Source organism: Marinomonas sp. THO17 (assembly GCF_040436405.1).
Lineage (GTDB): Bacteria > Pseudomonadota > Gammaproteobacteria > Pseudomonadales > Marinomonadaceae > Marinomonas.
Map to the genome: position 1 here is coordinate 1145816 of NZ_AP031575.1, position 26558 is coordinate 1172373.

General features: G+C 44.3%; 21 protein-coding genes. 16 read left to right on the forward strand and 5 right to left on the reverse strand.

Translation table 11 applies throughout. The features are described from left to right. Positions 1-230: 230 nt before the first annotated feature. Positions 231-545, forward strand: coding sequence for a DUF3301 domain-containing protein (locus ABXS85_RS05380; RefSeq protein ID WP_353669012.1), 315 nt, complete (start codon positions 231-233; stop codon positions 543-545). 283 nt (positions 546-828) lie between these two features. Continuing rightward, entirely contained in the window at positions 829-2715 is a 1887-nt protein-coding gene (locus tag ABXS85_RS05385) for a methyl-accepting chemotaxis protein (protein ID WP_353669013.1), read from the forward strand. Positions 2716-2790: 75 nt separating this feature from the next. Here ABXS85_RS05385 and gltX read toward each other — a convergent pair whose 3' ends face one another. Beyond that, a complete protein-coding gene (gene gltX, locus ABXS85_RS05390; protein ID WP_353669014.1) occupies positions 2791-4272 on the reverse strand; it encodes a glutamate--tRNA ligase in 1482 nt (493 codons plus the stop codon). 471 nt (positions 4273-4743) lie between these two features. Here gltX and ABXS85_RS05395 point away from each other — a divergent pair, with 471 nt between their 5' ends. After that, positions 4744-5907: a methyl-accepting chemotaxis protein gene (locus ABXS85_RS05395; protein WP_353669015.1), complete on the forward strand. Its 1164-nt coding sequence runs from the start codon at positions 4744-4746 to the stop codon at positions 5905-5907. Continuing rightward, a complete protein-coding gene (locus ABXS85_RS05400; RefSeq protein ID WP_353669016.1) occupies positions 5904-6722 on the forward strand; it encodes a hypothetical protein in 819 nt (272 codons plus the stop codon). The genes ABXS85_RS05395 and ABXS85_RS05400 overlap by 4 nt, the downstream gene beginning before the upstream one ends. Here the strand turns inward: ABXS85_RS05400 and xni are convergent. Further along, positions 6716-7492, reverse strand: coding sequence for a flap endonuclease Xni (gene xni / locus ABXS85_RS05405; RefSeq protein WP_353669017.1), 777 nt, complete (start codon positions 7490-7492; stop codon positions 6716-6718). The two genes, ABXS85_RS05400 and xni, sit on opposite strands and share 7 nt — an antisense overlap. A gap of 99 nt (positions 7493-7591) precedes the next feature. Here xni and ABXS85_RS05410 point away from each other — a divergent pair, with 99 nt between their 5' ends. Both ABXS85_RS05410 and ABXS85_RS05415 read left to right on the forward strand, forming a co-directional pair. Then, positions 7592-8812, forward strand: coding sequence for a hypothetical protein (locus ABXS85_RS05410; protein WP_353669018.1), 1221 nt, complete (start codon positions 7592-7594; stop codon positions 8810-8812). A 204-nt stretch (positions 8813-9016) separates the two neighbouring features. Further along, on the forward strand, positions 9017-10342 hold the full coding sequence (locus tag ABXS85_RS05415; RefSeq protein WP_353669019.1) for a TolC family outer membrane protein: 1326 nt from the start codon (positions 9017-9019) through the stop codon (positions 10340-10342). Positions 10343-10425: 83 nt separating this feature from the next. Here the strand turns inward: ABXS85_RS05415 and ABXS85_RS05420 are convergent, their stop codons facing one another. After that, positions 10426-11724 (reverse strand): M18 family aminopeptidase, encoded by a 1299-nt coding sequence (locus ABXS85_RS05420; RefSeq protein ID WP_353669020.1) that lies wholly within the window; start codon positions 11722-11724, stop codon positions 10426-10428. 121 nt (positions 11725-11845) lie between these two features. On the opposite strand from ABXS85_RS05420, the gene ABXS85_RS05425 reads away from it, so the two are divergent. The 5 genes from ABXS85_RS05425 (at position 11846) to ABXS85_RS05445 (ending at position 17180) form a co-directional block, all read left to right on the forward strand. Then, on the forward strand, positions 11846-13894 hold the full coding sequence (locus tag ABXS85_RS05425; protein ID WP_353669021.1) for a carboxy terminal-processing peptidase: 2049 nt from the start codon (positions 11846-11848) through the stop codon (positions 13892-13894). 67 nt (positions 13895-13961) lie between these two features. Next, positions 13962-14258: a LexA regulated protein gene (gene ybfE, locus ABXS85_RS05430; protein WP_353669022.1), complete on the forward strand. Its 297-nt coding sequence runs from the start codon at positions 13962-13964 to the stop codon at positions 14256-14258. Between the two features lie 103 nt (positions 14259-14361). Next, on the forward strand, positions 14362-14940 hold the full coding sequence (locus tag ABXS85_RS05435) for a thymidine kinase (protein ID WP_353669754.1): 579 nt from the start codon (positions 14362-14364) through the stop codon (positions 14938-14940). A 2-nt stretch (positions 14941-14942) separates the two neighbouring features. After that, on the forward strand, positions 14943-15839 hold the full coding sequence (locus tag ABXS85_RS05440; RefSeq protein ID WP_353669023.1) for a recombination-associated protein RdgC: 897 nt from the start codon (positions 14943-14945) through the stop codon (positions 15837-15839). 177 nt (positions 15840-16016) lie between these two features. After that, positions 16017-17180 carry a cation diffusion facilitator family transporter gene (locus ABXS85_RS05445; RefSeq protein ID WP_353669024.1) on the forward strand — a complete coding sequence of 388 codons (1164 nt, stop codon included), beginning with the start codon at positions 16017-16019 and terminating at the stop codon, positions 17178-17180. Between the two features lie 44 nt (positions 17181-17224). Here the strand turns inward: ABXS85_RS05445 and rmuC are convergent, their stop codons facing one another. Beyond that, on the reverse strand, positions 17225-18532 hold the full coding sequence (gene rmuC / locus ABXS85_RS05450) for a DNA recombination protein RmuC (RefSeq protein WP_353669025.1): 1308 nt from the start codon (positions 18530-18532) through the stop codon (positions 17225-17227). Between the two features lie 121 nt (positions 18533-18653). Between rmuC and ABXS85_RS05455 the strand changes: the two genes are divergently transcribed. The 5 genes from ABXS85_RS05455 (at position 18654) to ABXS85_RS05475 (ending at position 25020) form a co-directional block, all read left to right on the forward strand. After that, positions 18654-19271, forward strand: coding sequence for a YigZ family protein (locus tag ABXS85_RS05455; RefSeq protein WP_353669026.1), 618 nt, complete (start codon positions 18654-18656; stop codon positions 19269-19271). A 59-nt stretch (positions 19272-19330) separates the two neighbouring features. Further along, positions 19331-22102, forward strand: coding sequence for an RNA polymerase-associated protein RapA (gene rapA, locus ABXS85_RS05460; RefSeq protein WP_353669027.1), 2772 nt, complete (start codon positions 19331-19333; stop codon positions 22100-22102). A 4-nt stretch (positions 22103-22106) separates the two neighbouring features. Next, positions 22107-22745, forward strand: a complete 639-nt coding sequence (locus ABXS85_RS05465) for an RluA family pseudouridine synthase (RefSeq protein ID WP_353669028.1) — start codon at positions 22107-22109, stop codon at positions 22743-22745. 1123 nt (positions 22746-23868) lie between these two features. After that, positions 23869-24165 carry a DUF3144 domain-containing protein gene (locus ABXS85_RS05470; protein WP_353669029.1) on the forward strand — a complete coding sequence of 99 codons (297 nt, stop codon included), beginning with the start codon at positions 23869-23871 and terminating at the stop codon, positions 24163-24165. A 135-nt stretch (positions 24166-24300) separates the two neighbouring features. Then, positions 24301-25020, forward strand: coding sequence for a SinI family restriction endonuclease (locus ABXS85_RS05475; protein WP_353669030.1), 720 nt, complete (start codon positions 24301-24303; stop codon positions 25018-25020). A 19-nt stretch (positions 25021-25039) separates the two neighbouring features. Here the strand turns inward: ABXS85_RS05475 and ABXS85_RS05480 are convergent, their stop codons facing one another. Next, entirely contained in the window at positions 25040-26461 is a 1422-nt protein-coding gene (locus ABXS85_RS05480; RefSeq protein ID WP_353669031.1) for a DNA cytosine methyltransferase, read from the reverse strand. Positions 26462-26558 lie beyond the last annotated feature (97 nt).

Sequence of the window (26558 nt, forward strand, 5' to 3'; positions counted from 1 at the left end):
TTTACTTAGCAACAATGAGGTTATTATACGACTTGCTCTTGTTTGCGTAAAGAACGTGGCTACCTCTCCTTTCTCTCCTGCTTGGAGGTAGCCACGTATTCCCTTTCTCTATCATCACCTAATCTAACTATTCTTAGTTCATAATTGACGTTAAGCGTTAAAATCTTACCCTACCGATATTACCTTAGTTCCCACATATTGGATATCATGAGAGGAATGTGAGGAGTATTATGAACCTACAACTGTCTGATATTGTTATTGCGCTTATACTTTTTAGCTTAGCTTATGCCTGGTGGCGTAATACCGCTATTCGAGAACAAGCAACCAAATCGGCCAAACAACATTGTCAGTCACTTCATCTTCAGTTATTGGATGAAAGCGTGGCAGGCATTACTTGGCGTCCTTGCTTGTATCACGGCGCTCCTGCCATTAAACGCACTTACAAATTCGAATTCAGTTCTTCTGGTATTGCTAGGTACACAGGTACCATTACCTACATAGGCGCGCAGCAAACTAAAATTTGGCTGAGCCCACATGATATTTAAGTTTAGGAAGGTGCGAAAAATGGGATTTTTGTAGCAAAAAATGAGTAAATAAAGCGGTAGAATCAAAACTTGTCTATACTTAAAAAATGCAATTTACCCGCTTAAAAAGCGCTTAATATGATTGCATTCATAGTGGATCGCGCAATAATATACTTTAGTTACTTTTGTTCACATTTGTATGAAATGATCTGAAAGAATCATGTAACATCAAACTCTGACAATGGTAATGAATTAATCTAAATGATTATTTCAAAGATAAATAATAATAAATGCAGGATTTCATATGTTGGCAAATCTAAGTTTTCGCACTAAGTTACTCTCTCTCTTGATTGCAGCAGTTCTTGGCTTTGTGGTAGTAACTGCCGTAGCAATGCAAGGATTACATGTACAAGAAAACTCCTCATCTCAATTTGATAGACTGACCACAGTCGATAAAGATCTTTCCTCATTAACCATCATATTAATGGAAGAATACGAATCACTTTCCAGTATTGACGATGCCAGTTTCGATACCTTCGTTACGACACTAGACAACAACTACAATAATTTCACTGAGATCCTCAATAAGGATCAAGATTTATTGCAAGATGCAGAAGCCAAAGAGCTTTTGGGCACAATTTCCACTTCTTTGGAGAATTACAACTCATCACTCAAACAATTGGTGTTGCAAAGGCAAAAGGTAGGTTTTAATGGTTCTTCAGGTTTGAAAGGTCAAATTTCTGCTTTTGGCGAGCAAGTTACTGAAGAAATTTCTTTCTTGAGCCTAGTAAAACAAGAGTTTCTACCAGTACGAGAAGCAGAAAAAAATTATATTTTTGAACCTATTGAAGCCAATAAACAATCCTTTATGGAACGTTTCGACAAATTTAACAAGCGTGTGGTTAATTTTGGTTTAGAAGAGCGTTTTGGCGGATCAATCAATCAATATCTGACCGCGGTACAAAACTTTGATAACGAGAACCAAGTACTGAGTCAGCTACAAAATCAATTTGAAACAGCAAAAACAGAATTCAGCAACACTCGTTTAACCGCAGCCAATTATATGCAACAAGCGGTTGTTGAAGCCCGTCAACAAGCGTCTGCAAGCTCACAACAAGCCAGTATTAGTCTGATTATTGTCAGTATTGCCGTCACTATCATTGCCGCTTTGATGATCGCCAGTATTGGTCGCAGTGTGAACAAGACCCTAACACAGATCATCAGTGATCTTGCCAAGGTGAAAAATGGTGATTTGACGGCGCGTTTATTAGTAAACAGCAAGCGTAACGATGAATTTGATTCTTTATGTGGCTCGGTCAATGAAATGACAACTGGCTTAAGCTCGGTTATTAGCGATGTTGCTAGCACAACACGCGGAGTTAGCAATATGGTAACTGAGTTAAATACCTCAGTGTCTAACATTGCCCACAGTAATCGCTCGGTCAGTGAACAAACCAATTCATTGGCAGCGGCGACGGAAGAAATCTCCACCACCATTTCAAGTATTTCTCATACCACAGAAGACTTAAGCTCACAGTCACAAAATACCTATGAGTCCGCCAAACTTGGTTCCGAAACCATTAGCGGCGCCTTATCAAATCTGTCAACCACCATTGAAGTGGTCAACAAAACCAGCACTCAATTAAATGAGCTAGGTCAGTTGTCCAAAGACATCGATAATGTGATTGCCATGATTAATGATTTGGCTAACCAAACTAACTTGCTTGCCTTAAATGCTGCCATTGAGGCTGCTCGTGCTGGCGAAGCGGGACGCGGTTTTTCCGTAGTGGCCGATGAAGTACGCTCTTTGGCTGAGAAAACGGTGGATGCGACCGCCAAGATCACCGACATAGTTAGTACCATCCAATCTTCAACGCAGAATGCCATCGAGACCATGCAAAATGGTCAAGAGAACCTTCATGCCATTGAAGAATTTAGTGAAAAAGCCGAGCAAGCCATTCGAGAAATTGAGAAAAATGCTCAAACCAGCTCATCCTCTTCCGTTGAGATGGCGCGCTCCATTCAAGAAGTCGCGAAAACCGCTATTCATATGAGCGAGGAGATGGACAAGATTGCACAACAGCTGCAACGAGATAACAACAACATCAACAATATTGAGGGGAATACCCGAGATATCCATAATCAAGTATCGAGCTTGGACGACAAGACCAGCGTCTTTACTACAGATTAAACATCAAGTTCTACTTTTTATTGAATCAAAAAAGCCGGCTTTGCCGGCTTTTTTAATGAGTAGAACCAATCCATCTTAAAGGGCTGCGTACTCTTTTTCCCAACGTTTTGCTTCTTTCTTAGAAGGGCTACCCAAAGCATTTACGGCTGTGCGCATACGAGCCCGGGAAATATCTGACCCTAAAATCGCCATAGCATCAAAGACGGATACTGAAGCCGTTGTGCCAGAAATAGCAACAAACAAAGGTGCAAAGAAATCTTTAGGCTTGATCTCCATAGCTTGCGCTAAGGATTTCATTTCGTTAAAGATGTTGTCTTTTTCCCATTTGTTCAATGCTTCTAAGCGCCATAAAGCACACTGCATGGCTTTACGTAACACCTCTTCTTCCATCTTAATACTGGAAAAATCTTCTTTGGTTAACGGCAATAAACCTTTTAGAAAGAAACCTGCTACATCCGCTACATCCGAGAAAGTCTCCACTCGCGGCATCACTAAGGGCAGAATTTTCATCAGGTACTCTGGGTTCAACGCCCACTCCATGTATTTCTGAGCAAAGCTTTCAGGTGTCAAGTTTTCACGAATCCACATGCCATTCAACCAGCTTAGCTTCTCAACATCAAAAACCGGGCCACCCAGTGAAACACGTTGAATATCGAAATGCTCAATCATCTCTTCGAGAGAGAATTTCTCACGTTCATCCGGCATGGACCATCCCATACGACCTAGGTAATTAATAACGGCTTCCGCCATATACCCCATGCGTTGATAGTACAAAATACTGGTTGGATTTTTACGTTTTGATAATTTGGATTTATCTGGATTGCGCAACAAAGGCATGTGACATAAGGTCGGCATTTCCCAGCCGAAGTATTGGTACAACAAAATATGTTTAGGCGCCGAATTAATCCATTCCTCACCACGAATAACATGGGTGATTTTCATCAAGTGATCGTCGACAACATTAGCAAGATGATAGGTTGGCATGCCATCGGCTTTTAAAAGCACTTGCATGTCCACCTGGGCCCAATCAATCTCTATGGTGCCGCGTAGCATATCATGCACCACACACACCCCTTCTTCAGGCACTTTCATACGGATGACATAAGGCACTCCAGCATCCAACTTGGCTTGAACTTCTTCTGCTGTCAGTTTAAGGGCGCGACCATCGTATTTTTGCGGTAAACCTTGCTCTTTTTGGTCGGCGCGCATTTGGTCTAACTCTTCTGGCGTTTCAAAGGCGTAAAAGGCATGACCTTTTGCAACCAATTCCCGAGCGTATTGACCATAGATATCACCACGTTCACTCTGACGATAAGGACCATACTCCCCGCCTACATCTGGACCTTCTGCCCAATCTAAGCCTAACCAACGCAAAGCATCCAAAATCATCTGTTCTGATTCAGGCGTACTACGAGTTTGGTCCGTGTCTTCAATACGCAAAATGAACTTACCACCCATTTTACGAGCGAAAGCCATATTAAAGAGTGCAATGTAGGCCGTTCCAACGTGAGGATCACCTGTTGGAGACGGAGCAATACGTGTTCTTACCTCAGACATAAATTTCTCAATTATCCACTTGCTGAAAAATGTGCCTATTATAAGCATCTCCCTTTCGTTGAGTAAGGGGCTATCACCATCTTTTCCTAAGTAGCAGAAGTTTTTCTCTTCTCTTTTATGTGCTTTCCAGCAACCATAGCCTGCATGTAGTGATATCACGCACCAATGTACTACTCATCTTCCCTTTAATCGCACAAAAATAAAACACTCCTTCCTCAGCAAGGACAAACCGTGAGTCACATCAGGGTTATGACTAAAAAAACTAAAAAAAATAATACGCTTCCCCTCCCAACAGCGATGAATAAAGGAGCTTAGAAGCAGATGAAATCAATATAAGTATTATTTATGCCCTGTTATGTTCCTTTCTTTGAACAAAATTTGCACTAAATTAAAACATTTATGCCTAAATGGTCTGTTTATTGCTTGTTATGCCCTTAAAAACAACATTATTAACTACTAGGAGGGAATAGGATGCTGCTAAAACCCGGTACCATACTCATAGCTGCACTACCCTATTACGCTAGAATTGCTATTATGCTTTTGCTCGGCCTGGTTTGTATTTCAGCTTTGTATTGGTCGTTTCTTCAACCGCAGGCAAATACTCTGATTTTAATTGGTACGGGCTTGTTGATGTATTTTGCCATGTCAGCCAACTATTTGACGCGGCAGCGTATCAGAGAACTCAATCATCATCTTAAAGATTTTGATACCGATCAGGTATTAGAACTGTCCTACAATGATAAAGAGTTCAATCAACTGGCCAGTAAAATCAACAGTTTATTGCGTAACATTCATCGCAAACAACACCTACTCAAAAGCTGCTCTCAAGAGACACAATACACAGCCAATGAATTGCATAATTCGTCCAATAAAGTGGCGCACGGTGCCGAACAGGAACATCAGGCGTTGGACTCCTTGGTCAATGAAAGCACAAAGATGAGTTTGGCCATTAATGACATCTTAACTCACGTTCAAAGCACCTTGGATACCGCGCACCAAACCCATCGCCAATCAGAGGAAGGGCAAGTTGCGCTTGACAATTTACGCCAGCAAATCACCAGCATGCATACAACGGTAACAAACAATCAAACACAAATGCAGGAGCTGATTGAAACAACGGAGAAAATCAAAAATTTCGTCGCCACCATAGAACAAATCACCTCACAAATTAATTTATTGTCCCTCAATGCCGCGATTGAATCAGCTCGAGCAGGTGAAGCAGGTCGCGGCTTCGCTGTGGTAGCCAATGAAGTCAGAGAACTGGCATCACGAACAGAAGTGGCCGCTCAAGATATAGATTTGATGGTAAACTCGATTGCTTCTCAAGTGCATACCTCTGAAAAAACCAGCCTCAAGTTAATCGACTTCGCTAATCAAGCCTCACTAGGATCAGAAGAAGCCAGCATGGCTTTATCCGAAATATATCAAGCCGCCCAATCCACACAAAGTGAGGTAAAGCAATCATTAGAAGGAATCAGTGAATTTCAGTTCACCAACAATCAAATGTCAGAACGACTTAAAGACATAGCTGAGGTCAGTGAACAACACAGTAAAGCCAGTAAAGACGCAAAAGACATGGTCAAATATTTGGAATGGTTGTCATCGCGCTTGGATCAAAAGGAAGCCTTACTATGAATATTATCTTACTGCTTATTACGACCTGCTTTGCCATCATTGGTTTGGCCTTGATCCGACACACCTATGCAAGAACACAAGCCAAGCAACGCACCATAGATGGCATTCAAGGGGTAAACCATTTTGTTGAGTTAATCAAACTAACCCAGCAACATAGGGGAATGCATTCTGGCTACTTAAATGGCAACACAGACTTCAAAAGCAAATTGACCGCACTGGAAAAAACCATTCAAGCGGAATATGAACAGCTGCTAAATTTTGAACAAAAACACCGCTACCCAAGCCAATTAAGCATTCAATTCACCCATAAGCAATGGCAACGACTCTTGCAAAAAGAAGACTTACAAAGCAGCCAAAGCTTTCAACTTCATACTAGTCTGATTAACCGTCAGTTAGAGGCTTTGTGGGATTTAGCAGATGAGTTTGCCTTAACTACTAATCGCCAACAGAAGGTACGTCTCACCTCCCAACAATTAGTAAAAACCTTACCCGAATTAGCCGAAGCCATAGGACAAATTCGAGCGCTAAGCATACAAGTGGCGAGCAAACAGGATTTAAGTTCCGACAAAAAATTGCAGCTGATTTTCACCTTGAGCAAAATCTCAGAACACCATAGCCAATTAAGACAAGTACTCCCCACTGACAGCAATCAGGGGTTACAAGCGTTTGTTGCAGACATTAAAAACAGTGTCGAACATGACACCTTAAGCCAGCGAGACCCTGACAATCTATTTCAAGAAGCTAGTCAGATTATTAACCAACTATTTGCTTTTATAAATAATCGCTTACATCAGTTAAAAGAAAACCTTCACTGATACTTAAGTTTGGATAAGCGAAAACCCAGAGACACATCGGTTTTCAAGGTCACTAGGGAGCGGGACAAAATGCATTGTTCATAATTGCCCGCTAACTGCTTTTGGATACGTTCAGGAAATCGAGAGTGTTGCGCATAAATGGCTTCTATTGTGTTGGCTTGCGCCAGAATGTTCAGCGCTGTTTTCGGACCAATGCCTTTCACTCCAGGAATACGGTTAGTGGTATCACCTACTAATGCCCAATAATCCACTAACTGTTCCGCTTCCACACCGTATTTCCCTGGCACCCAAGCTTTGTCATAACCCAACTTAGCAAAGTAGTCATATTGCAATATGTATTCGTTTGACAATAGCTGGGTGAAACCTTTGTCAGTGGACACTATGTAGGCTTTCATCTGATTTCGAGCGGCTTTTACCGCCAGCGTTGCAATCAGATCATCGGCTTCCCAGCCTTCCATGCGCAAACAAGGAAAATGGTTATAGCGAAATACTCTTGCAAATTCTTCCAAGGCATCTAATAAGGTATCGTCCATCGGCACTCGGCCCAGCTTGTATTCGGGATAGACTTGATGGCGCCAGGTTTTACCACTTGAATCAAACACAACCACAGCATAATCAGGCGAGAATTGTTTGGCCAACTTAACAAGTGCATCGATCGAGATACTCTGAGTTCGTTCAATTCGCCTTTGAGTATCTTGTTCTGATTCCAAAGCCGCATACAAACGACGAATCAGGTTTAAACCGTCAATAATAAGTAATGATTTCGCCACACAAATACCCTATATTTCAAAATTTCTCGGTATGCTTATAGGGTAACATGACGACATAAACATCACGATCTAACCACAAGAATTAAAAAGGACAGTCATATGCAAACGACCCAACAGATGCTCACAGGGCTTATTCTGAGTGCCATTTGTCAACCCCTGTTGGCAGACCCTATTACGGCTGTTATCGGTTTAAACAGCAGCCAAATTGTGGAAGACAATAAGCAACTTAGTCTTACTCCCGTTGTCGGTAGCCTATTGCCACTTACCACCGACTTTCGCCCTTTAAGCTATCAAGACCAATCTTCCCAAAATCAGTGGTTTCATCAAATACAGCATCAAGTTCGAGTTGAGCATAAACAAAGAGAACTGAGTTTTACTGGCAAACTCGTTAAGGTCGACCTAGGTCAACAGCAATTCACACTGCTGGTCGATAGCCGTCCCCTACAGCTACCAATAGATGACTTTTATCTACTACCACTTGAACAGCAGCCACTGCCTCAGAACAATCTTGAGGTTCCAGTAAGTTACCAAACTGAACAATTGTCTTGGTTGCCTCAACTCAGTCTGATTTTTCATGGCAACAAAGTCACCCTTGCCCAACAAGCCTTATTGCAAAACCATGCCAACCAACCACTGATAATAGACAAAGGCTTACTGCATTATTCCCATCACGAAACCATGCCTCAACTTAAAATGGAACGCACCATGACCTTAATGGATTCAGCGGCGCCTCAAGTAACTTACCAAGACAATGAGGCGAGTTTTAAGCTTACTGAACAAATTGAAATCGCACCTTATGGTAAATTGCTTTATCCCCTACCGAGCAGCGAATTACCAATCAAGCACCACCAACACATCGCCCAACAGTTCACTCACGCAAGCCAAACAGGCAGTATTGCACTGGACTTTAACAATCAGTTGAGCTTTACCCTTAATCAAGACAGCATGCCGGGTACGTACAAAACATTTTGGCAACGGGATGGTCTGCTAATACCAGCCAAGGTCACGTCTTTTGAAACCATGCGAGAAGGACAAGAGGTTCAAGTCATAACCAATAAAAGCCAAACGATAAAAGGCCAACTCACCTTGGTCAGTGCCACATCAAAACAACTGCCCAGCCGTCAAATGTGGCGTTTAACGGTTAAAAATCTTGATAAAAAGTCCGCTGAATTTGCCCTCACGCAAAGCACCAATGGCGTATTAGACATAATTCAAGGCAATGGAATCCAAAAAGTGTCAGCCAACAGTCTTTTGATTGCTGGAAAATTAAATCCCAACCAAGAAAAAGTCATCAACTATACTTTGCAGGTGAATAAATAACAGCATTTAGGGGGGTTAACAGGACAAGGCAATCTAATAAAGACTCATGCTTGCTATAAGTTTTCACATTAAAAGACTATTTAAAGCATTTCGTTATGATATGGTCAGTAGTCATAATAGATATAGCGAAAATGGCACTGCAACCCGACCGAAAGTTACGCTAGTATTATAACTAAATTTCATACTATGGGCCTACAGAAATCTATGAAAAAGCATATTATCTCATCTTTGATCACAGCAGCCGTTCTGTCCAGCACTGTAACACATGCTGAAAGCATCTACGAAGTTTACAAACTGGCAAAACAAAATGACCCAGGTCTTAGAGCTGCAGCGGCCACTTATCAAGCGGAAAAAGAAGGGGTCACTGTCACTAAGGGTAACCTTTACCCACAAATCAGTTTCAGCGGCAACCTTGGTTACACCAATATAGACAGCCCTTCTGTGGAATACAATAACAATTCCAACACCTTATCCTTAGAGTTGAATTACCCTATTTACTCACCAGCACTTGACTATGCGGTTGACGCAGTTGAAATCAGCAGTCAAAGTTCAGGCGTCAGTTACGAAAATTCTGAAGAAGATTTGGCACTGACCACCCTAAACGAATACTTCAACCTATTGATCGCTCAATCAACGTTACAAACCACTGAAGCCTTGGTGAAGAGTACTGCCAGTCAGCTTGATCGTGCCAAAAAACAATACGAAGTGGGTTTGGCGTCCATTACAGATCTACAAGATGCTCAAGCCGAATACGACTCAGTACGTGTCAACGAACTAAGCGCACGTTCTAGTGTTGCCTACGCTCAAAAAGCCTTATACCAAAGAACAGGACGGGTCATAGAAAGCATCCCAACCTTATCAGCTGATTATCCAATTGAGCTAGACCCCAATATGACTGTGGAAAGCTTAATCGCTAAGGCGCGAAAAGATAACAAAGAGCTCCAGATTCTTAGTCTCTCGGTTGACAGTGCAGAAAATAACGTCAACATTCAAAAAGCCAATGGTCGTACTCCCACCTTCTCGATTGGCGGCTCTATTTCACGTACCGATAATGACTACAGTATTACCACTCAATCATTGACCAGTGGTGCAACCAACACATCGGCCGTGTCACTCAGTGTTAGCATTCCTCTTTACAGTGGTGGTGCCATCAACGCATCTGTTCGTCAAGCCTCTGCCCAAGCGGAATCTGCCATTGAACAAAGAGCCAGCACCCTACAATCTATTGAACTAAACATTCGTAGCTTGTACCTTGATTTGCAAACCTCTGTTGCACAGATCGCCGCACAGCGACAGTTAATACGTTCACGTCAAAGTGCCTTAGAGGCGACTCAAGCAGGCTATGATGTGGGTACACGTAATTTAGTTGAGCTCTTAGCAGCGCAGTCTAACCTATACGATGCGCAAAACACTTACGAACAATATCGTTACAACTTTGTGCTGCAACAACTTAGATTGCTAGAAGCCACTGGAGACCTCACAGAAAGCAAGATCAAAGAATTGGATAGATGGTTAGTGGCGAAAAACTAACCCCTCTTCATAATAGGCTCAAAAAAGCGCAACATGATGTCATGTTGCGCTTTTTTGTTTATGTATCGACTCAACTCTAGAGTTTAACGACTAATCAACTTTTCACGCTTGGTAAAGCGCGTTAACACCTTATACAAACCATGAGCATCATGGCTGCCTGCCAACTCACGAATCGAATGCATACCAAAGGTCGGCAAACCGATATCTATGGTTGGTACCCCAATCTCACCCGATGTAATTGGACCAATGGTACTGCCACACCCCATGTCACTGCGTACCACGAAAGTTTGTACATCATAATCTTCTTGCGCCGCCACATCACGGTAGATACTGGCTGTTTCACTGTTCGTTGCGTAGCGCTGATTGGCATTCACCTTGATTACAGCGCCTTTGTTAATAGCAGGAGCGTGATTATTATCATGACGGCTGGCATAGTTAGGATGCAAGGCATGGGCGTTATCCGCAGACACCAACATAGAACGCTGCACAGCCTGTACAAATTGCTCAGGATTGGGTGTTAAGCGACGTAATACATCCTCTAAGAAAGGCCCATTAGCGCCGCAAGCGGACAAACTACCTATCTCTTCATGATCGGTACAAATCAACAAGCTTGGACGTTCGTTGTTAGCACTTAACAAGGCTTGTAACCCCACATAACAACTCAACAAGTTATCCAGCCTTGCCGAACAAATGTATTCTTTGTGCAAACCCACCAAGGCGGCTGGTTGCGTGTCATATAGGCTTAACTCAAAATCTAGAACCTGTTCTACTGCTAAATCTTCATACTGCTTTTGCAATTGCTCTAATAGCATTTGCTTGAGATCAAACTCATTATCCGCACCACAGAGAATCGGCAAAATCTCTTCTTGTGGATTAACAGAAAAGCCTTCATTTACTTTACGATTCAGGTGAATCGCCAGATTAGGCACCACTGCAATCGGTTCTTTAAAATCGATTAAGCGACTTTCAATATCGCCAGATCGAGTTTTAAAGGTGACTCGACCCGCAATCGATAAATCACGATCCAACCAAGTGTGCAGTAATACGCCACCGTACACTTCAACACCAAGCTGATGATAGCCAAAACGATCCACATGCGCGTTAGGTTTCAACTTCAAACAAGGACTGTCCGTATGGGCACCAATCATGCGCCAACCGGTTTGACTGACATCCAAAGTCGGTGTGGTAAAAGCAATTAAGGAAGATTCATTGCGAGTAACAAAATACTTGCCCCCCTCTTCAATCACCCAATTATCCTCTTCAAACAGCTCCTCATAACCTGCTGCTAGTAACTCTGAACGCATGCTATCAGTGGCATGAAAGGGAGTTGGTGACACTTGTAAGAAGGACAATAAGCTGTCATTAAATTTTGAATATTCCATATTTTTCCATAAGCAAAATGTTACAAAAGTGACTTTTTCACACTTAAGCTGGCCATACAGCCCAGTGTCTAATATGATTTTAACAATGATGTACTAAATAAACAGAGAGACACGACACCGGATGAACTTAAAACGCCTCATGCTTTGCCTGGTAACAGGCTATACTTTTGCCGTCTCCCCGGTATTCGCTTATCAAGAGTTACAGCCGCCTCATGAATACGATGACGTTTCACGAGAATTGGTTGAAATGCTCGAAGGCATTCATTACAACCGTCCTCATATTGATGACGCCATCTCCTCTATGGCCTTCGATTATTACATCGATGCCCTAGATCCAACCAAAAGTTTCTTTCTGCAAAGTGACATAGACGAATTGGAGCAATACCGTTATCAATTCGATGACGCACTTCGCGATGGAAACACTCAGGTGGCCTACACCATTTACAATCTCTACCTGAAACGCTTTGAAAAACGTCTGCAAGACTTGCAAGCTAATTTGCCTGACATGGTGAAAAACTTCAATTATGAAATTGATGAAAGCTTAAATAATGACCCTGATAATCAACATTGGGCAAAAAGCATGGTGGAATTGGACGATTATTGGCGTAAGCGTCTTAAAAATCGTGCCCTCATTCTCAAAATGAATGGCGAAGATCCAGACAAAATTGTTTCTGTTTTGGAACGTCGCTACAAAAATCAATTAAAACAAGTGGATCAAACGGATGCGGTAGACGTCTTCCAAACCTTCGCTAATGCCGTCACGGCAGCGCTTGATCCTCATACCACCTACTTTGCCCCGCGCGCCTCAGAAACCTTTAACATCAATATGAGTTTGTCCCTAGAAGGCATAGGTGCGGTTTTGCAAATGGACGACGACTACACCAAAGTCGTGCGTTTGGTTCCCGGTGGCCCGGCAGCCACCCAAAGTGACCTGGCTCCCAATGATCGTATCATTGCCGTTGGCCAAGAAGATGGCCCTATGGTTGACGTAGTGGGCATGCGTTTAGACGACGTGGTAGACATGATTCGTGGCGAACGTGACACCACAGTTCGCTTAGAAATTACCCCCAGCAAAGGCAATACCCAAGCCAGCAAAGTCATCAACATAGTACGCAAAAAAGTCAAACTGGAAGATCAATCCGCGAAAAAAGAAATTGTCGAAGTAGAACGTGGTGGCGAAACCTACAAGGTTGGCGTCATTACCCTGCCAACCTTTTACTCGGATTTCGCTGCCATTCAAGCGGGAGAAAAAGATTATAAAAGCTCTACCCGTGATACTAAAAAACTGATTGAAGAACTGCGTAAAGAAGACATTTCTGCGCTGATCCTGGATTTACGTAATAACGGTGGCGGTTCATTACAAGAAGCCAACGCCCTAGCAGGCCTTTTTATTCCTTCTGGCCCAACCGTGCAAATTCGTGATCAAAGTGGCCGTGTGACTCCCCTTGGCGATTCTGACCCAAGCATCACTTACAGCGGTCCTATGGCAGTACTGGTAAATCGTATGAGTGCCTCGGCATCAGAGATTGTGGCAGGCGTGTTACAAGATTACGGCCGCGCTTTAATCCTAGGTGACCAAACCTTTGGTAAAGGCACAGTGCAAGTACTACAAGAAATGGACAAAGGTCAGCTAAAAGTCACGCAAGCCAAGTTCTACCGCGTATCAGGTGAAAGTACACAACACAAAGGTGTCATGCCAGACATTATGTTCCCCTCTTTGATTGATAAAGAATCGGTGGGTGAAAGTGCACTGGATAACCCTTTGCCTTGGGATAAAATCCACGAAACCCGCTACCCTGTGTACTGGAACATGCCAGCTTATTTACCAATTTTGACACCGCGTCATGAGGCCAGAATGGCAAAAGATCCCAACTTCGTCGCCATTAATGCGCAAATTGCGGATTTTAAAGAGCAAGTGGAAAAATACAAAACCATCTCTTTACAAGAAAGTAAGCGTGAACAACTCAGAGAAGAGAACGACCAACGTGATTTAGATCGAGAAAACACACGCCGTAAGGCGTTGGGGTTAGACACTTTGGCTTCAGTAGATGACATCGAACCCATTGAAGAAGACACCTACGCCAAAGAAGCGTCTGAAATTCTGCTCGACTTTATTGCCACCAATCAAATGGCGCAAAAACAAGCGGAAAAACAAACTGCTCAAAAATAATCTATTCTAACGACTAGGACACAAGCCCTTGGCTTGTGTCCTGCTTTGATGTAAGACTGACACTCCCATGGCAAAAGCGTCCACCGACCGTAATACCATCGATCTATTTGGCAAATCTCCCGGCCGTCCTAGAACCAGCAATCTATCTCGCAAAGATCAACTTAAACACAATAAACGAGCACAACGCCAAAAAGAGAAAGCCCTCGGCATGAAGCGTTTGGAAGTCATAATTGATCAAGACACCCTAGACTTACTTGATCAATTATGTGAGAACTCAGGATTAAAACGCGCTGAATGGTTAACCCAGCAGATTCAAAACAGCGCCAAAAAGCTCAAAAAGCGCCCGCTAAAAGCCGCTAAATAAACTGACCAAGAAAAGCTACCAATAGCCTTGCCAAGAAAAGCCGCCATTGCCAATAGACTTTTGCTATACTGTTCGGCCATTTCATTTGATCGAACATGGCTTTATGGCAAAACTCTATTTTTATTACTCAGCGATGAACGCGGGCAAATCCACCGTGCTTCTACAATCGGCACACAATTATCAAGAACGAGGTATGCAGGTTCTACTGCTCACCGCGGCCATTGATGATCGCTTTGAAACGGGCAAAATTGCCTCTCGCATCGGTATTTCAGCACAAGCCAGTCTGTTTGATAAAACGACCCAAATCGCCGAACTGATTCGGTCTGAGAACAAGCAAGAAGCTCTCAGCTGTATTCTCATCGACGAAGCGCAATTCTTAACCAAAAAACAAGTTTATGAATTATCCGAAATTGTCGATAAAATGGGCATTCCGGTTTTGGCCTTTGGCATTCGTACCGACTTCCAAGGAGAATTGTTCGAAGGCAGCCAAGCCTTATTAGCTTGGTCAGACAAACTAATAGAGTTAAAAACCGTGTGTCACTGTGGCAGCAAAGCCACTATGGTGATTCGCGTAAACGAGCAAGGAATTCCTGTAAAGGAAGGGGCTCAGGTAGAAATTGGTGGCAATGACCGCTATTTATCTGTGTGCCGAAAACACTTTAAAGAAGCTGTGAGAGATTGATTATGTGGTTTAAAAATGCCCAAATATTCCAACTAAGTGACACGGAATCATTGGATACCAATGAGCTGATTCAAAAAATACCCGAGTTTCCATTACAGGAATGTGGTTCTCAGGAAGAATTTTCCTTCGGCTGGTTGCCCCTGATTCGTAACAGTGAACAATGGAGTTTGGCGAGCGACCGCTGTCTTTTGTTTCGTGCCGGAAAAGAAGAAAAAGTCTTACCATCTGCCGTCGTGCGTGAAGAACTGGAAGCCAAAGTGGCTGAGATCGAACTGATCGAAGGTCGCAAAGTCGGCCGCAAAGAAAAAGGCGACATGAAAGACGAACTGGTCTTCTCTTTGCGCCCGAAAGCCTTCTCTAAACGTTCTGATATTTGGGCCTACATTGACTTAAATGCCAAGATTTTGGTACTGAATAGCACCAATGCAGGCATGACAGAATTACTTTTTAAACAGTTGCAAACCACCCTTGGCAGCTTCCCAATGACCCCTTTACAGGCACAAGTGTCACCCGCTGGCCTAATGACCGACTGGCTAACGAAAAATGACGTACCAGCTAGCCTAGAAACCGGTGAAGAATGCGAAATCCAAGACAGCTCAGAAGACAAAGCCAGCATCCGCTTTAAAGCGTTAGAACCGCTTTCTGAAGACGTCACCCGACATCTTGAACAAGGCATGTCCGTGAAAAATCTGGCGCTGCGTTGGACAGATAAAATGAGCTTTGTGCTACACGATGATCTCACCTTACGTAAGATCAAATTTGACGACGCTCTAAAAGAAGCCGCTTTCAACGATTCTCAAGGGGGTGGCCTATCGGATATGGACGCAAACTTTTCTTTAATGTCATTAACCATGAGAGAGTTTTTTGCGTCATTCAGCAACTGGTTTGAGATCAAATAGCCCCTCTCAAACTCAAGTGTTATCTTACTCCACAAGCCTTTTCCACAGATTGCGTGGATAAGCTTGGGGAGAAAGCTCGGCAAGCCAGATAAGCTGGTATTGCGCCCTAAATAGCACACTAATTAGCCAGCCTTTCACAAGGCATTTGCGTGCCAATCTTGTATAGCGAGTGGATAAATGACAAAACTCAAGCAAGAACAACAGATAGCCAAAAAAGTCACCTTGGTCGGTGCTATTTGGGATGCCCTGTTGGGCCTTGCCAAAATTCTTGCGGGTCATTTTTCTCACTCCAATGCTCTGCTGGCCGATGGCATTCATTCCTTGTCTGATCTGGTCACAGACATCTTTGTCTACTTCACTTCTGCCAATGCCCGCCGTGGGCCAGACGAAAATCATCCTTATGGGCATTTACGCTTTGAAACCCTTACCACAGTCGCATTAGGCTTCATCTTGATGTTAGTCGCAATTGGCATTGCCTTTGACGCCTTTGCTAGTGAAGGGCAAAACGCCCAATTTACTTGGTACGGTTTGGCCGCCATCCTCATCACCATAGTGGTTAAAGAAGGCATCTTTCATTACACCAAACTGGCAGGTGAAAAGATTCAGAGCAAGATGCTGATCGCCAATGCCTGGCACAGTCGCAGTGATGCTTTGTCGTCCGTGGCGGTATTGGCGGGTTTAGTGGGTATTTATCTGGGCATTCCTTGGGCCGATCTCGCCGCCGCAGTGGTTGTGGCCTTGCTGATTGCCAAAATGGCCATTGGCATGATCTGGGAAAACCTTGCTGAATTGGTGGATACCGCACCCGATCCAAAGCTGATGGCGCAAATAAAAGACACGGCGAATAGTCTAAAACACGTCATGGCACCACACGATATGCGCGCCCGTTCCATGGCAGGCAAAATCTATCTCGATATGCACATTCATGTGCCCAGCCACGCCACGGTAAGTGAAGGTCATTACCTTGGGGATTTGGTCGCCTACACTATCAAGCAAGCCCACCCACAAGTGGCCGATGTGATGGTTCATATTGATACCGACGACAGCATTCAAACCGACAGTTTCCGTGAGGAAAAAGGCAAACCACCGCAACTAAAACTGCCCGCTCGTCAGCAAATTTTGGCCGACTTAGGTTACTTATTAAGAGAGCACAAGGCTTACATAAACCTAGAGAATACCCGCTTGCATTATCTTAACAAGCAATTGGAAATGGAAATCATAGCACAAGCCGAGCAACTGCCGGTGGAGCAACAAGCGGCCGCCAGCCAGCAAATACTCTTCATTTTGAATCAAGTAAGCTATCTGCATCAGGCCAGTGTGCACTGGGTACACAACGCCTAATCGCTCATTGAATCAAACTCTTATTTTGAGCAGGCTTTGGAAAATCAATCCGTTTGATCTTCCAAAGCCTGATTAAGATGACCATCCGGTAAACTTTTACTGGTTTTAGCACCCATCTGTTTCAGCTTCTCGGCACGAGACAACAAATTGCCTCGCCCCGTCGTCAGCTTTTTCAACGCCGCATCGTGACTGCGATTCACCGCCTCTAGCTTGCTGCCAATGTCATCCATGTCTTGCACAAAGCCCGCAAATTTATCGTACATGGCTCCCGCTTGACGGGCGATCTCAATGGCATTTTGACTTTGTTTTTCATTGCGCCAAATGTTTTGCACCGTGCGCAATGTCGCTAATAAATTCGATGGCCCAACAATGATGATATTGTGTTCAAAGGCTTCACTGAACAAACCATTGTCCGCTTGTAACGCCAAACCAAACGCCGCCTCAATGGGAATAAAGAGCAACACAAAATCTAATGACGACACGTCCGGTAGGTCATGATAAGACTTGGCACTCAGCTCCTTCATGTGGCGTCTTACCGCTTCCAAATGCTGCTTCAAAGCACGGCTCTTATCTTCCTCTGTTTGCGTTTCCATGTAAGCCAGATAGCTTACCAAGACCATTTTCGAATCCACCACAATTTGTTTATTGTCTGGCAGATGAATCACCACATCTGGCTGCAAGCGACGACCGTCCTCGGTCTGATAAGACGCCTGCACTTGATATTCACGGCCCTTTTCTAAGCCTGAGCGCTCTAAAATTCGCTCCAAAATCACCTCTCCCCAACCGCCTTGTAGCTTATTCTGCCCTTTTAGAGCGTGGGTAAGGTTGACCGCATCGTCACTGATTTTTTGATTGAGTTGTTGTAGATTTTTGATTTCTTTCGCCAAGGAGAAACGCTCGCGGGCTTCTTCTTGATAACTCTTTTCCACCCGTTCTTGAAATTTTTGAATCTGACTGCCCAGTGGGGTTAACAAAGAACCTAATTGACGCTCGTTCTCTTGCGCCAAATGACGACCTTGTTGCGCCATAATTTCATGGGCAAGCTGTTTAAATTCCACCTCATTTTGCTTTTTTTGTTCGCGATAAAAGGCTTCTTTTTCTTGCCACACTTGTTGTGCCGCTGCAAATTGCTGCTCTAAGGTGATGGCTTCTTTCTCTAAATAATGTAATTGATCCTTCGACTGGGACAAAAGTCGTTGTAATTCTTCATTTTGTTGCAGAATTTTTGCCTGCTCCTGCTGCCACTTGCGACGCATAGCCTGTACAATAAGCAAGGCAACAAGAGACACCAACAGGGTCGCGGTAAAAAAACCAGAAAGCGCCCAAATGGATTGCCCAAGCCAATCAATCATAAAATATACAACCTACTATTTTTAAAAAGAAAAGATTAAAGGATAAGAGACCTTTTAAGCACCAAAGTGATGTCAGCACCTTAGTGACGCATAATGGCCGAACAAGTCTTAGTAAGTTTACATGGATTACTATCTTAGCCCAACACACAGACAACGCTTTGAACTGGAAATCAAAAACAGCCAGTTCATTACCACTGTCTGTCGTACTCAAGGCCGTGACGCAGCGAAACAATGCATAGATGAGATTAGAAACGAATTTCCCGATGCTAATCACCATTGCTGGGCGTTCGTGGCAGGCGCGCCCAATAATGTTCACTTATGGGATCAAAGTGACGACGGCGAACCCAAAGGCACGGCAGGCAAACCCATGTTGAACGTCTTACAGCACTCTGACTTTGGCGAAATCACCGTAGTGGTCACTCGCTATTTTGGCGGCATCAAATTGGGCGCAGGCGGTTTAGTAAGGGCTTACAGTCAAGCCGTACAAGAAGCCTTAACTCAAACCCTATATGAAAATGTTTACCCACGCCGCCCTGTGCAACTAAAAATCGCCTACCCTTTATTGGGCAAGGTAGAATATTGGCTAGAACAGAGCGATATTGAAGTCACCAACAAAACATACAGCGACAGCATCATTCTTGACCTTGCTGTCATTGAACGTACTTGGCCAGAACAAAAGTCCGCCCTAACGGACCTCTGCCAAGGCAGCTTAACCTTAACAGAACTGGACAACGCATAACCATGTACCAAACTGGACAAAGATGGAGTAGCCGCAACGAGCCTGATCTCGGCGTCGGCATGATAGTCGAAAAACAAGCCAAATCCTTCACCCTGCACTTTGCTGATGCTGAAACGGACCGTCAATACTCAAACGATCAAACCAGCTTGGTAAGACGCACCTTAACAGTGGGTGACCAACTGCATTTTCAAGACGAAACCTTCACCGTTTTAGAAGTGGAAGAAATCGATGGTTTGATCGAATATCGTGTCAGCGACGACGATGACTGGCTCGAAGAGTCCATAATTCAGTTCCCACGTAATGACAAGAACGAATTGGATTCCTTACTGGCCTTATCCCCAGCCCGGCGCATGTGGTTTGACTTGCGCCGTCATACCCTAGAACACCAAGCCGCCAACGCCGCCTCACCAGTACGCGGTTTAATGGGCCTCAAAGCCGAACTCTTGCCGCACCAAATTTACCTTGCCCATGACATTGCCAGTCGCCCCAAAGCCCGTGCTTTGCTGTGTGACGAAGTAGGCATGGGCAAAACCTTAGAAGCCGGCTTGATTCTGCACCAACGCCTACTCAATGGTTTATGCAAACGGGTTTTGATCCTGACGCCAACCAACCTACAACACCAATGGTTAGTGGAAATGCTGCGTCGTTTTCATCAACCCTTTTCCCTCATCAATGAATCTGTCTACGAAGACTTCATGGAAGGCGACGATAACCCATTTGAGCAACAGCCTTTTGCCATTGCCCCCATTGATTGGGCCAGCCAACACCGCCACGCGGCGCAACACATGCTGTCTGCCGAGTGGGACATGGTGATCGTTGACGAAGCGCACCACCTAGCTTGGCACCCAGACACCCCCAGCATGGGTTATCAACTTGTCGCCCGTTTGGCGGCGCAAAGCGAATCCCTCCTGTTGCTCAGTGCGACCCCCGAACAAACCGGTGAACGCGAGCACTTTTCGCGTTTGCAATTAATTGACCCAGACCACTACCACGACTTTGATCGTTACTTGGCGCAGCAACAAGAATTCAAACAAGCAGCGGAATTGGCAGAAAGTTTATTGCCTTACAGCCAAGAGAATCATGGCCTTGCTGCCAAAGATTGGACAGCAGCATTCGCTCAATACCTAGATGAAGTGCAAGGCAAAGACTGGTTTGCTCAACTGCAACAAAGCCAAGGCGCCACTCAGGTTAGTGCCGCGCAAGACGCCATTAACTGGTTGATCGACCGTCATGGCACGGGCCGCGAAATGTTCCGTAATACCCGCGCTGCGGTAGGCGGTTTCCCCGACCGTTACCTGCACTCCTACCCACTGGAAAACAACGAATTTTTTGTCTCAGCCACACACCATGTGCAACCAGAGCATGAGGTGGCACACGGCCTATGGGAAAAAGACCCGCGTTGGGTCTGGCTGAGAGAATTCCTCGAATGTCAGGCGGACAAAGTCTTAGTCATTTGTCATACCGCTGACATGGCCCAGTGGCTTAACGATCAACTCACCTTTGCTGGCTTCCAAAGTGCCGACTTCCATGAGCAAATGCCACTCATTCACCGTGACCGTGCTGCCGCTTACTTTGCTGACGAAGACGGCGCGCAAATTCTTGTCTGTTCAGAAATTGGCAGTGAGGGTCGTAACTTCCAATTCAGTCATCACTTAGTCATGTACGACTTACCTGAGCACCCTGACCTGCTAGAACAGCGCATTGGTCGTCTGGACCGTTTAGGCCAGCTCAACGACGTACAAATCCACGTACCCTATCTCAAAGACAGCGTACAAGAACGCCTGTTTCACTGGTATCACCAGGCTCTTAATGCCTTCTGTCGCACTACAGGGTCTGGCGATAAGGTGGCGGAAGCCTTCCGCGAAAGCCTACACGCTTACTTGCATGGTCAGGACGATGACAGGGATTTACTTCAAGAAGCCCATGTTTACCATGAAGCCTTGTTGAAGCAGATGGACGAAGGTCGTAACCGCTTGTTGGAAATGAGTTCCTGCCGCCCTGAGCAAGCTCGCCAATTGATTGATCAGATCAATCATCAAGCCACCAAGGGCTTGCACCATTACATTGAGCAAGTAACCCATGCGTTTAACATCTACGCCGATTGCCAAAATGACGATGCTGATGCGGCTGCTTGGTTTATCCGCCCTTCTACCGACATGATGCTCGAAGCCCTGCCTGGCATCGAAGAAGAAGGCAAAATGCTGATGCTGGATCGTCGCCAAGCCAGCCAACGTGAAGACGTGGCCTTTGCCACTTGGGAGCATCCTCTCATCACCATGTTGATGGACGAAGTACAAGGTTTTGACTCAGGCAAACTGACCTCTGCTATCCTGCCCATTGCCGCCTTACCAGAAGGCACAGTGTTGGTCGAAAGCATGTTCGTGATTGAAGCCACCGCACACCCGCGCCTCAAACTGGCTCAGTCATTACCCATGACACCAATGTGGCAATTGTCCGACGCCAAAGGCAAGTTCCTACATCAGCAATTCACCGCTGACAAATGGTCTGAAAAACTGAAAAGCGTGCCCAATCGCGTGGCAGAACAATGGGTTGCCGCCTTGCGAAAAGACCTAATCGAAGTGCTGCAAGCGCACCAATTGAATGCCCAAGATCAAGCGCGCCCTATTGTTCATGCAGCCAAGACGGCCTATCAGCATCGCTGTGAAAACGAAATCGACCGTCTGCGCGAACTCAAAGCCTACAACAGCTTAATTCGTGATGAAGACATCGACGCCTTGGAAAACAACATGCAAGAAGGTTTAGTGCGCATTGATGAACATCAGATTCGCCTAGACGCGATTCGCATCATCTTGACCACCAAACCGGAATAACTCAGTGATCGACGACCCTTCCTTATTGGAGATACTGTACGAAGATGACTGGTTCGCCGTCATCAACAAACCAGCAAACTGCTTGTCTGTGCCCGGTCGTGGCCCAGACAAGCAAGACTCCATCCTCCATCGAGCTGAGCAAACCTTCGGCCAAGCCTTTGCCATTCATCGCTTAGACGAAGCCACCTCTGGCTTAATCTTGGTGGCCAAAACCCACGACTGCCAAAAGCGCATGTACGCCCATTTTCGTGAGCGAGAAGTGAAAAAAGAATACCGCGCCCTGCTGCGTGGTCGCCTCCAAGGCGAACACGGTGAAGTGCGCAAACCCCTTCGCTGTGACTGGCCGAACCGCCCTAGACAAATCGTCTGCACCGACCAATGGAGCAAAGACGCCATCACCTTCTGGCAAGTACTCGACTACCAAGACAACACCACCCGCGTGCGACTCACCCCATACACAGGCCGCTCGCACCAACTGCGCGTCCACATGCAAAGCCTAGGGCATAGCATCATAGGCGACGAATTCTACGATCCAGAATATTCCAGCGCGGATGAAAGATTGCTGCTGCACGCCTATCGATTGGAGTTTCGTCATCCTTTTACTGGGGCATGGGTGGCGTTTGTGGCACCAATTCCTTTTTAGGGGTTTTGTTTTGCCCGATATTTTGTGAGTTCCTCGGTTTGGCTTTGGTTGGGGAGGTTTTTTTAGTCTCTGCCCGAGGGAACTTATGTTTCCTCGAAATGGCTTTGGTTGGGGAGCTTTTTTCCGCCCTGCTAGGCGGGTAACTTTTGTCTAGCGCCACAAAAGTAATCAAAAGGCCGCTTAAATCCTTTCGCGCAATCGGGATCGCGTCGAGGGTTACCTCAAGAAGCGAATTATCTCTTTTTACGTTTAAAAGCGTTTCACACCTGATGAACTCTCATGTCTCCTCCCCTTTCCAAGGGGAGGGTTAGGGTGGGGTTAGCCCAGCAACCAAAAATTCACTTTGCCTGAGGGTATTCTGGATTCTTCTCATTGGCTTTGTTTGGGGAGCTTTTTTCCGCCCTGCTGGGCGGGTAACTTTTGTCTAGCGCCACAAAAGTAACCAAAAAGTCGCTTTTATCCTTTCGCGCAATCGGGATCGCGTCGAGGATTTTCACCAGTGGCTCGTTACCTCTTTTTACTTTTAAAAGCGCTTCACACCTGACAAAATCTCAAGATCCTTCCCATTACCTAAAAGAAAACTTCTTCAAGGGGCTAGGATGGGGTTAGCCCAGCAACTTCAGACAAATTCAAAGTAAACCGCGAAAAAATGTAGGTCTGATAAGCGCAGCGCCATCAGACAAAATTTGTGTGCCTAGGCGTTAAAAAAACAACGAGTTGAAACACAACTTAAAATAACAATAAAAGTTGTTTTTTGGTGTTTATAGTGCCTGAAACTAAATATTTAGGGATAGTCGACAAGTTGTTTTCACTAAATTTGTGTTGAAAGGATATGATTCACTAGAAGCAAGTAAAGTTAAAAAACAGGAAGAAATACATCACAAACTCCTTGTGTATATGTTTAAAAAAACTGTACAAATATACAGTTTATTTTTTGAGTTGCCAATTTTTGGCTCGCTTTGCCTGATAAATAATCACAGTATTGCGCGTTTGCGCTGGTAGAAAAATAAAAAGTCTTTTAGTATCAATGGATAAGAATATCCATAGTAAAAATAACGCGCTGTGGATAAATGGAATAACGCGCATGCGCACTATTAAAATGTTATGCATCAAAGAGGAATTCATGCAAGAAGTAGACGAAGAGTTTTACGATCGAGCTGATACACATATTCACTTATCTAATGATCAAATAAATGAAAAAGTTGGCATGGGTAAAGTGAGCGCATCAAATATGTATGCTACTGCCAGGTTTAATGCCTGGGTTAGTGCCTGCGGTTGGCAATCAGGCCAAGAAATGGCCGAAGCCAAGGAAGAAACTCTCGAATATTTCGTCGCCGAGTACCGAAAGATGCTCGAAGATAATCTTAACGACTATATCGATAATTTCGAGTCCTATATGCAGGTAAACAAAAATGCATAACAAGGCGCATCACAAATTGCCGCTATGCGGCAAGGACGCTCAATACGTGGCTTCGCCACTCCAATCGCGCCTGTGTGCGCGGCGTTAGGGCTCCCTCAAGTAGGATATTCCTCAAAATATTTAAAGGTATGTAAATTGATATTTGATAAAGAAAAAGCAAAAGACATAGCAGCAGACCACTGTATCAATGATGAAGAAAGAGCGCTTATTCCTTCATTCGCTGAAGTTTGCAGTTTTCTTTCAGAATTTCCTAGTGAGCTTTCATGGAAAACGAAGAAGAATAACCCAATAAAACCCGATCCAAATACTGATGAAGGGTTAAATATCTTAGCTAGTAAATATTTTGAATCTTACCGTAGGTCCGATTTCCCAGCTGAACCTTCGACCGTTCCTGACGAAATGGTATCCGTAATAATGGAGCAAGCCTATGGTTACACCGCCGAGGAGTGCAAAAGAATTAAGTTAGAGCATCAATACTCTATGTGTGCGGAGAATTGTGTTGGCAATTTACTTGAACGGTATATCAATTCTAAATTGAGCAAAAGTCATTGGAATTGGTGCTGTGGTGAGTTTGTGAGAGCAGTTGATTTTATTGGTAGAAATGAGAAAAACGAATGGATAGCGCTACAAATAAAAAACAGGGATAACTCAGAAAACTCGTCAAGCAGCGCCATTAGAGATGGAACAAGAATTCAAAAATGGTATCGTTCGTTTTCTAAAGACACAAAAAAAGGAAGGCCTAGCTTTACACGTTGGGATAAGTTGCCGCCTCTTATGCAAGGTTATGGTCTAAATGAAGAAGATTTTAAAAAATTTGTGACATCATATATTGCCAAAGAAAAGACTAAAAAATAACAGCGAAGTTAGGGTTTGGCTAGCCAAACCCTAACTCTCCCTGCTCAGCTCGAGAATTATGCCCATCTACAAGTTTCTGAAACTCCTTTTTCCATTCGGTATTTGTAGTGTTTTTATAACGTGAGTATTTAAAATCTTCATACTGTGCATTATCAAAACCATTCAATAAATTTAAAACTAAAGTTCCAACAGCCTTGCCCAGGCTGACCGGCACGGCATTGCCAACTTGCTTGTATTGCTGAATTAAAGGGCCGGCCAACTCCCAGCTATCAGGAAACTCCTGTATCTTCTTGTACTCTTGAATGGATAGGGGTCTGTCTTCTTCTGGATGAGCAAGATCCGTTGCAGGCATAGCAGGATGGGTGACCAGCGTTGGGGAAGGCTTATCCCATGCCAATCGTCTAAGAAAACCGGTCTTTCCTCCACCAGAGTAAAACGATTTGCCCATGGCTTCTTTTTGTAACTCCACGGGAAGATTTTTCCAATTTTCGCCGGACTTCAACAGTCTGTAATATTTCAGCCTCTTCTCTGGGAAAGTAAGGTGATCATGTTTATTGATCCTCAAAAGACATTTCTTCAAAGTGTTCCATTTTGGCAAACCATACTCACCATTTTCAGAATGCGTAGGAGTTAGAAATGGCGGTGTTTTTCCGTCACGAGCGCAGACAATAATTACTCGCTCTCTAACTTGAGGAGTTCCAAAGTTCGCGGAATTATATAAGTTAAATGAATAGCCATATCCAGATTTTTCAAGCCTTTTTATAATGAAGTTTAGAGCGCCACCTTTCAGTTCATCTTCGCTAAGGTCTGGAAAATCTTTTCCTCTTTGCTCATGAGGTCTATGCTCCATTGGGCATGATAAAAGTCCTCGAACATTTTCAATTACAAAATATTTGGGTCTTAACTCAAGACACAAATCCAGATATTTTAAAAAGACGTTACCACGCTCATCGTTAAAGCCTTTCCTATTACCTGCTGTACTAAAAGCTTGGCAAGGTGGCCCTCCAACAATCAAATCAATATCATCGCTTTTATTTAATCCGGCTTCACTCCTAATACGTGCAGCATCGTAGTCATTGATATCTGTTAAAAGAGCAATGTCAGGTTTATTCAAGGCAATAGTTTGCCTACAAAACTTATCTATTTCACAGGCAAGCCGAATGTCGAAACCAGCCTTCTCTATTCCCAAGTCAAGCCCCATTGCCCCTGAGAAGAAACTTAGTGCAATAGGTTTTGTGCTATTTGTTAAATATGCTGGGTGATCTTCGGCTACATTGTGAGCTGTTTTTAGTCCATATCTATTCAGGCTAATGGGGTCTATCACCCAAGAATTGCCAATTTTTCTGGCAGCCAAATCTCCTTGGCGGCACAATGTTCTAACTCTTTGCTCGCTAATATCAAGTTGCAGAGCTGCTTCTTTGATGGTAATTTCGGTACTCATTTGTAGTTTCCTTGTCGAAACCTGTAATAGGTACCAATATAACTGTATAAAAATACATGTCAAGCCCTAACAAGGCGCTGCGCTCACTGGCAATTTT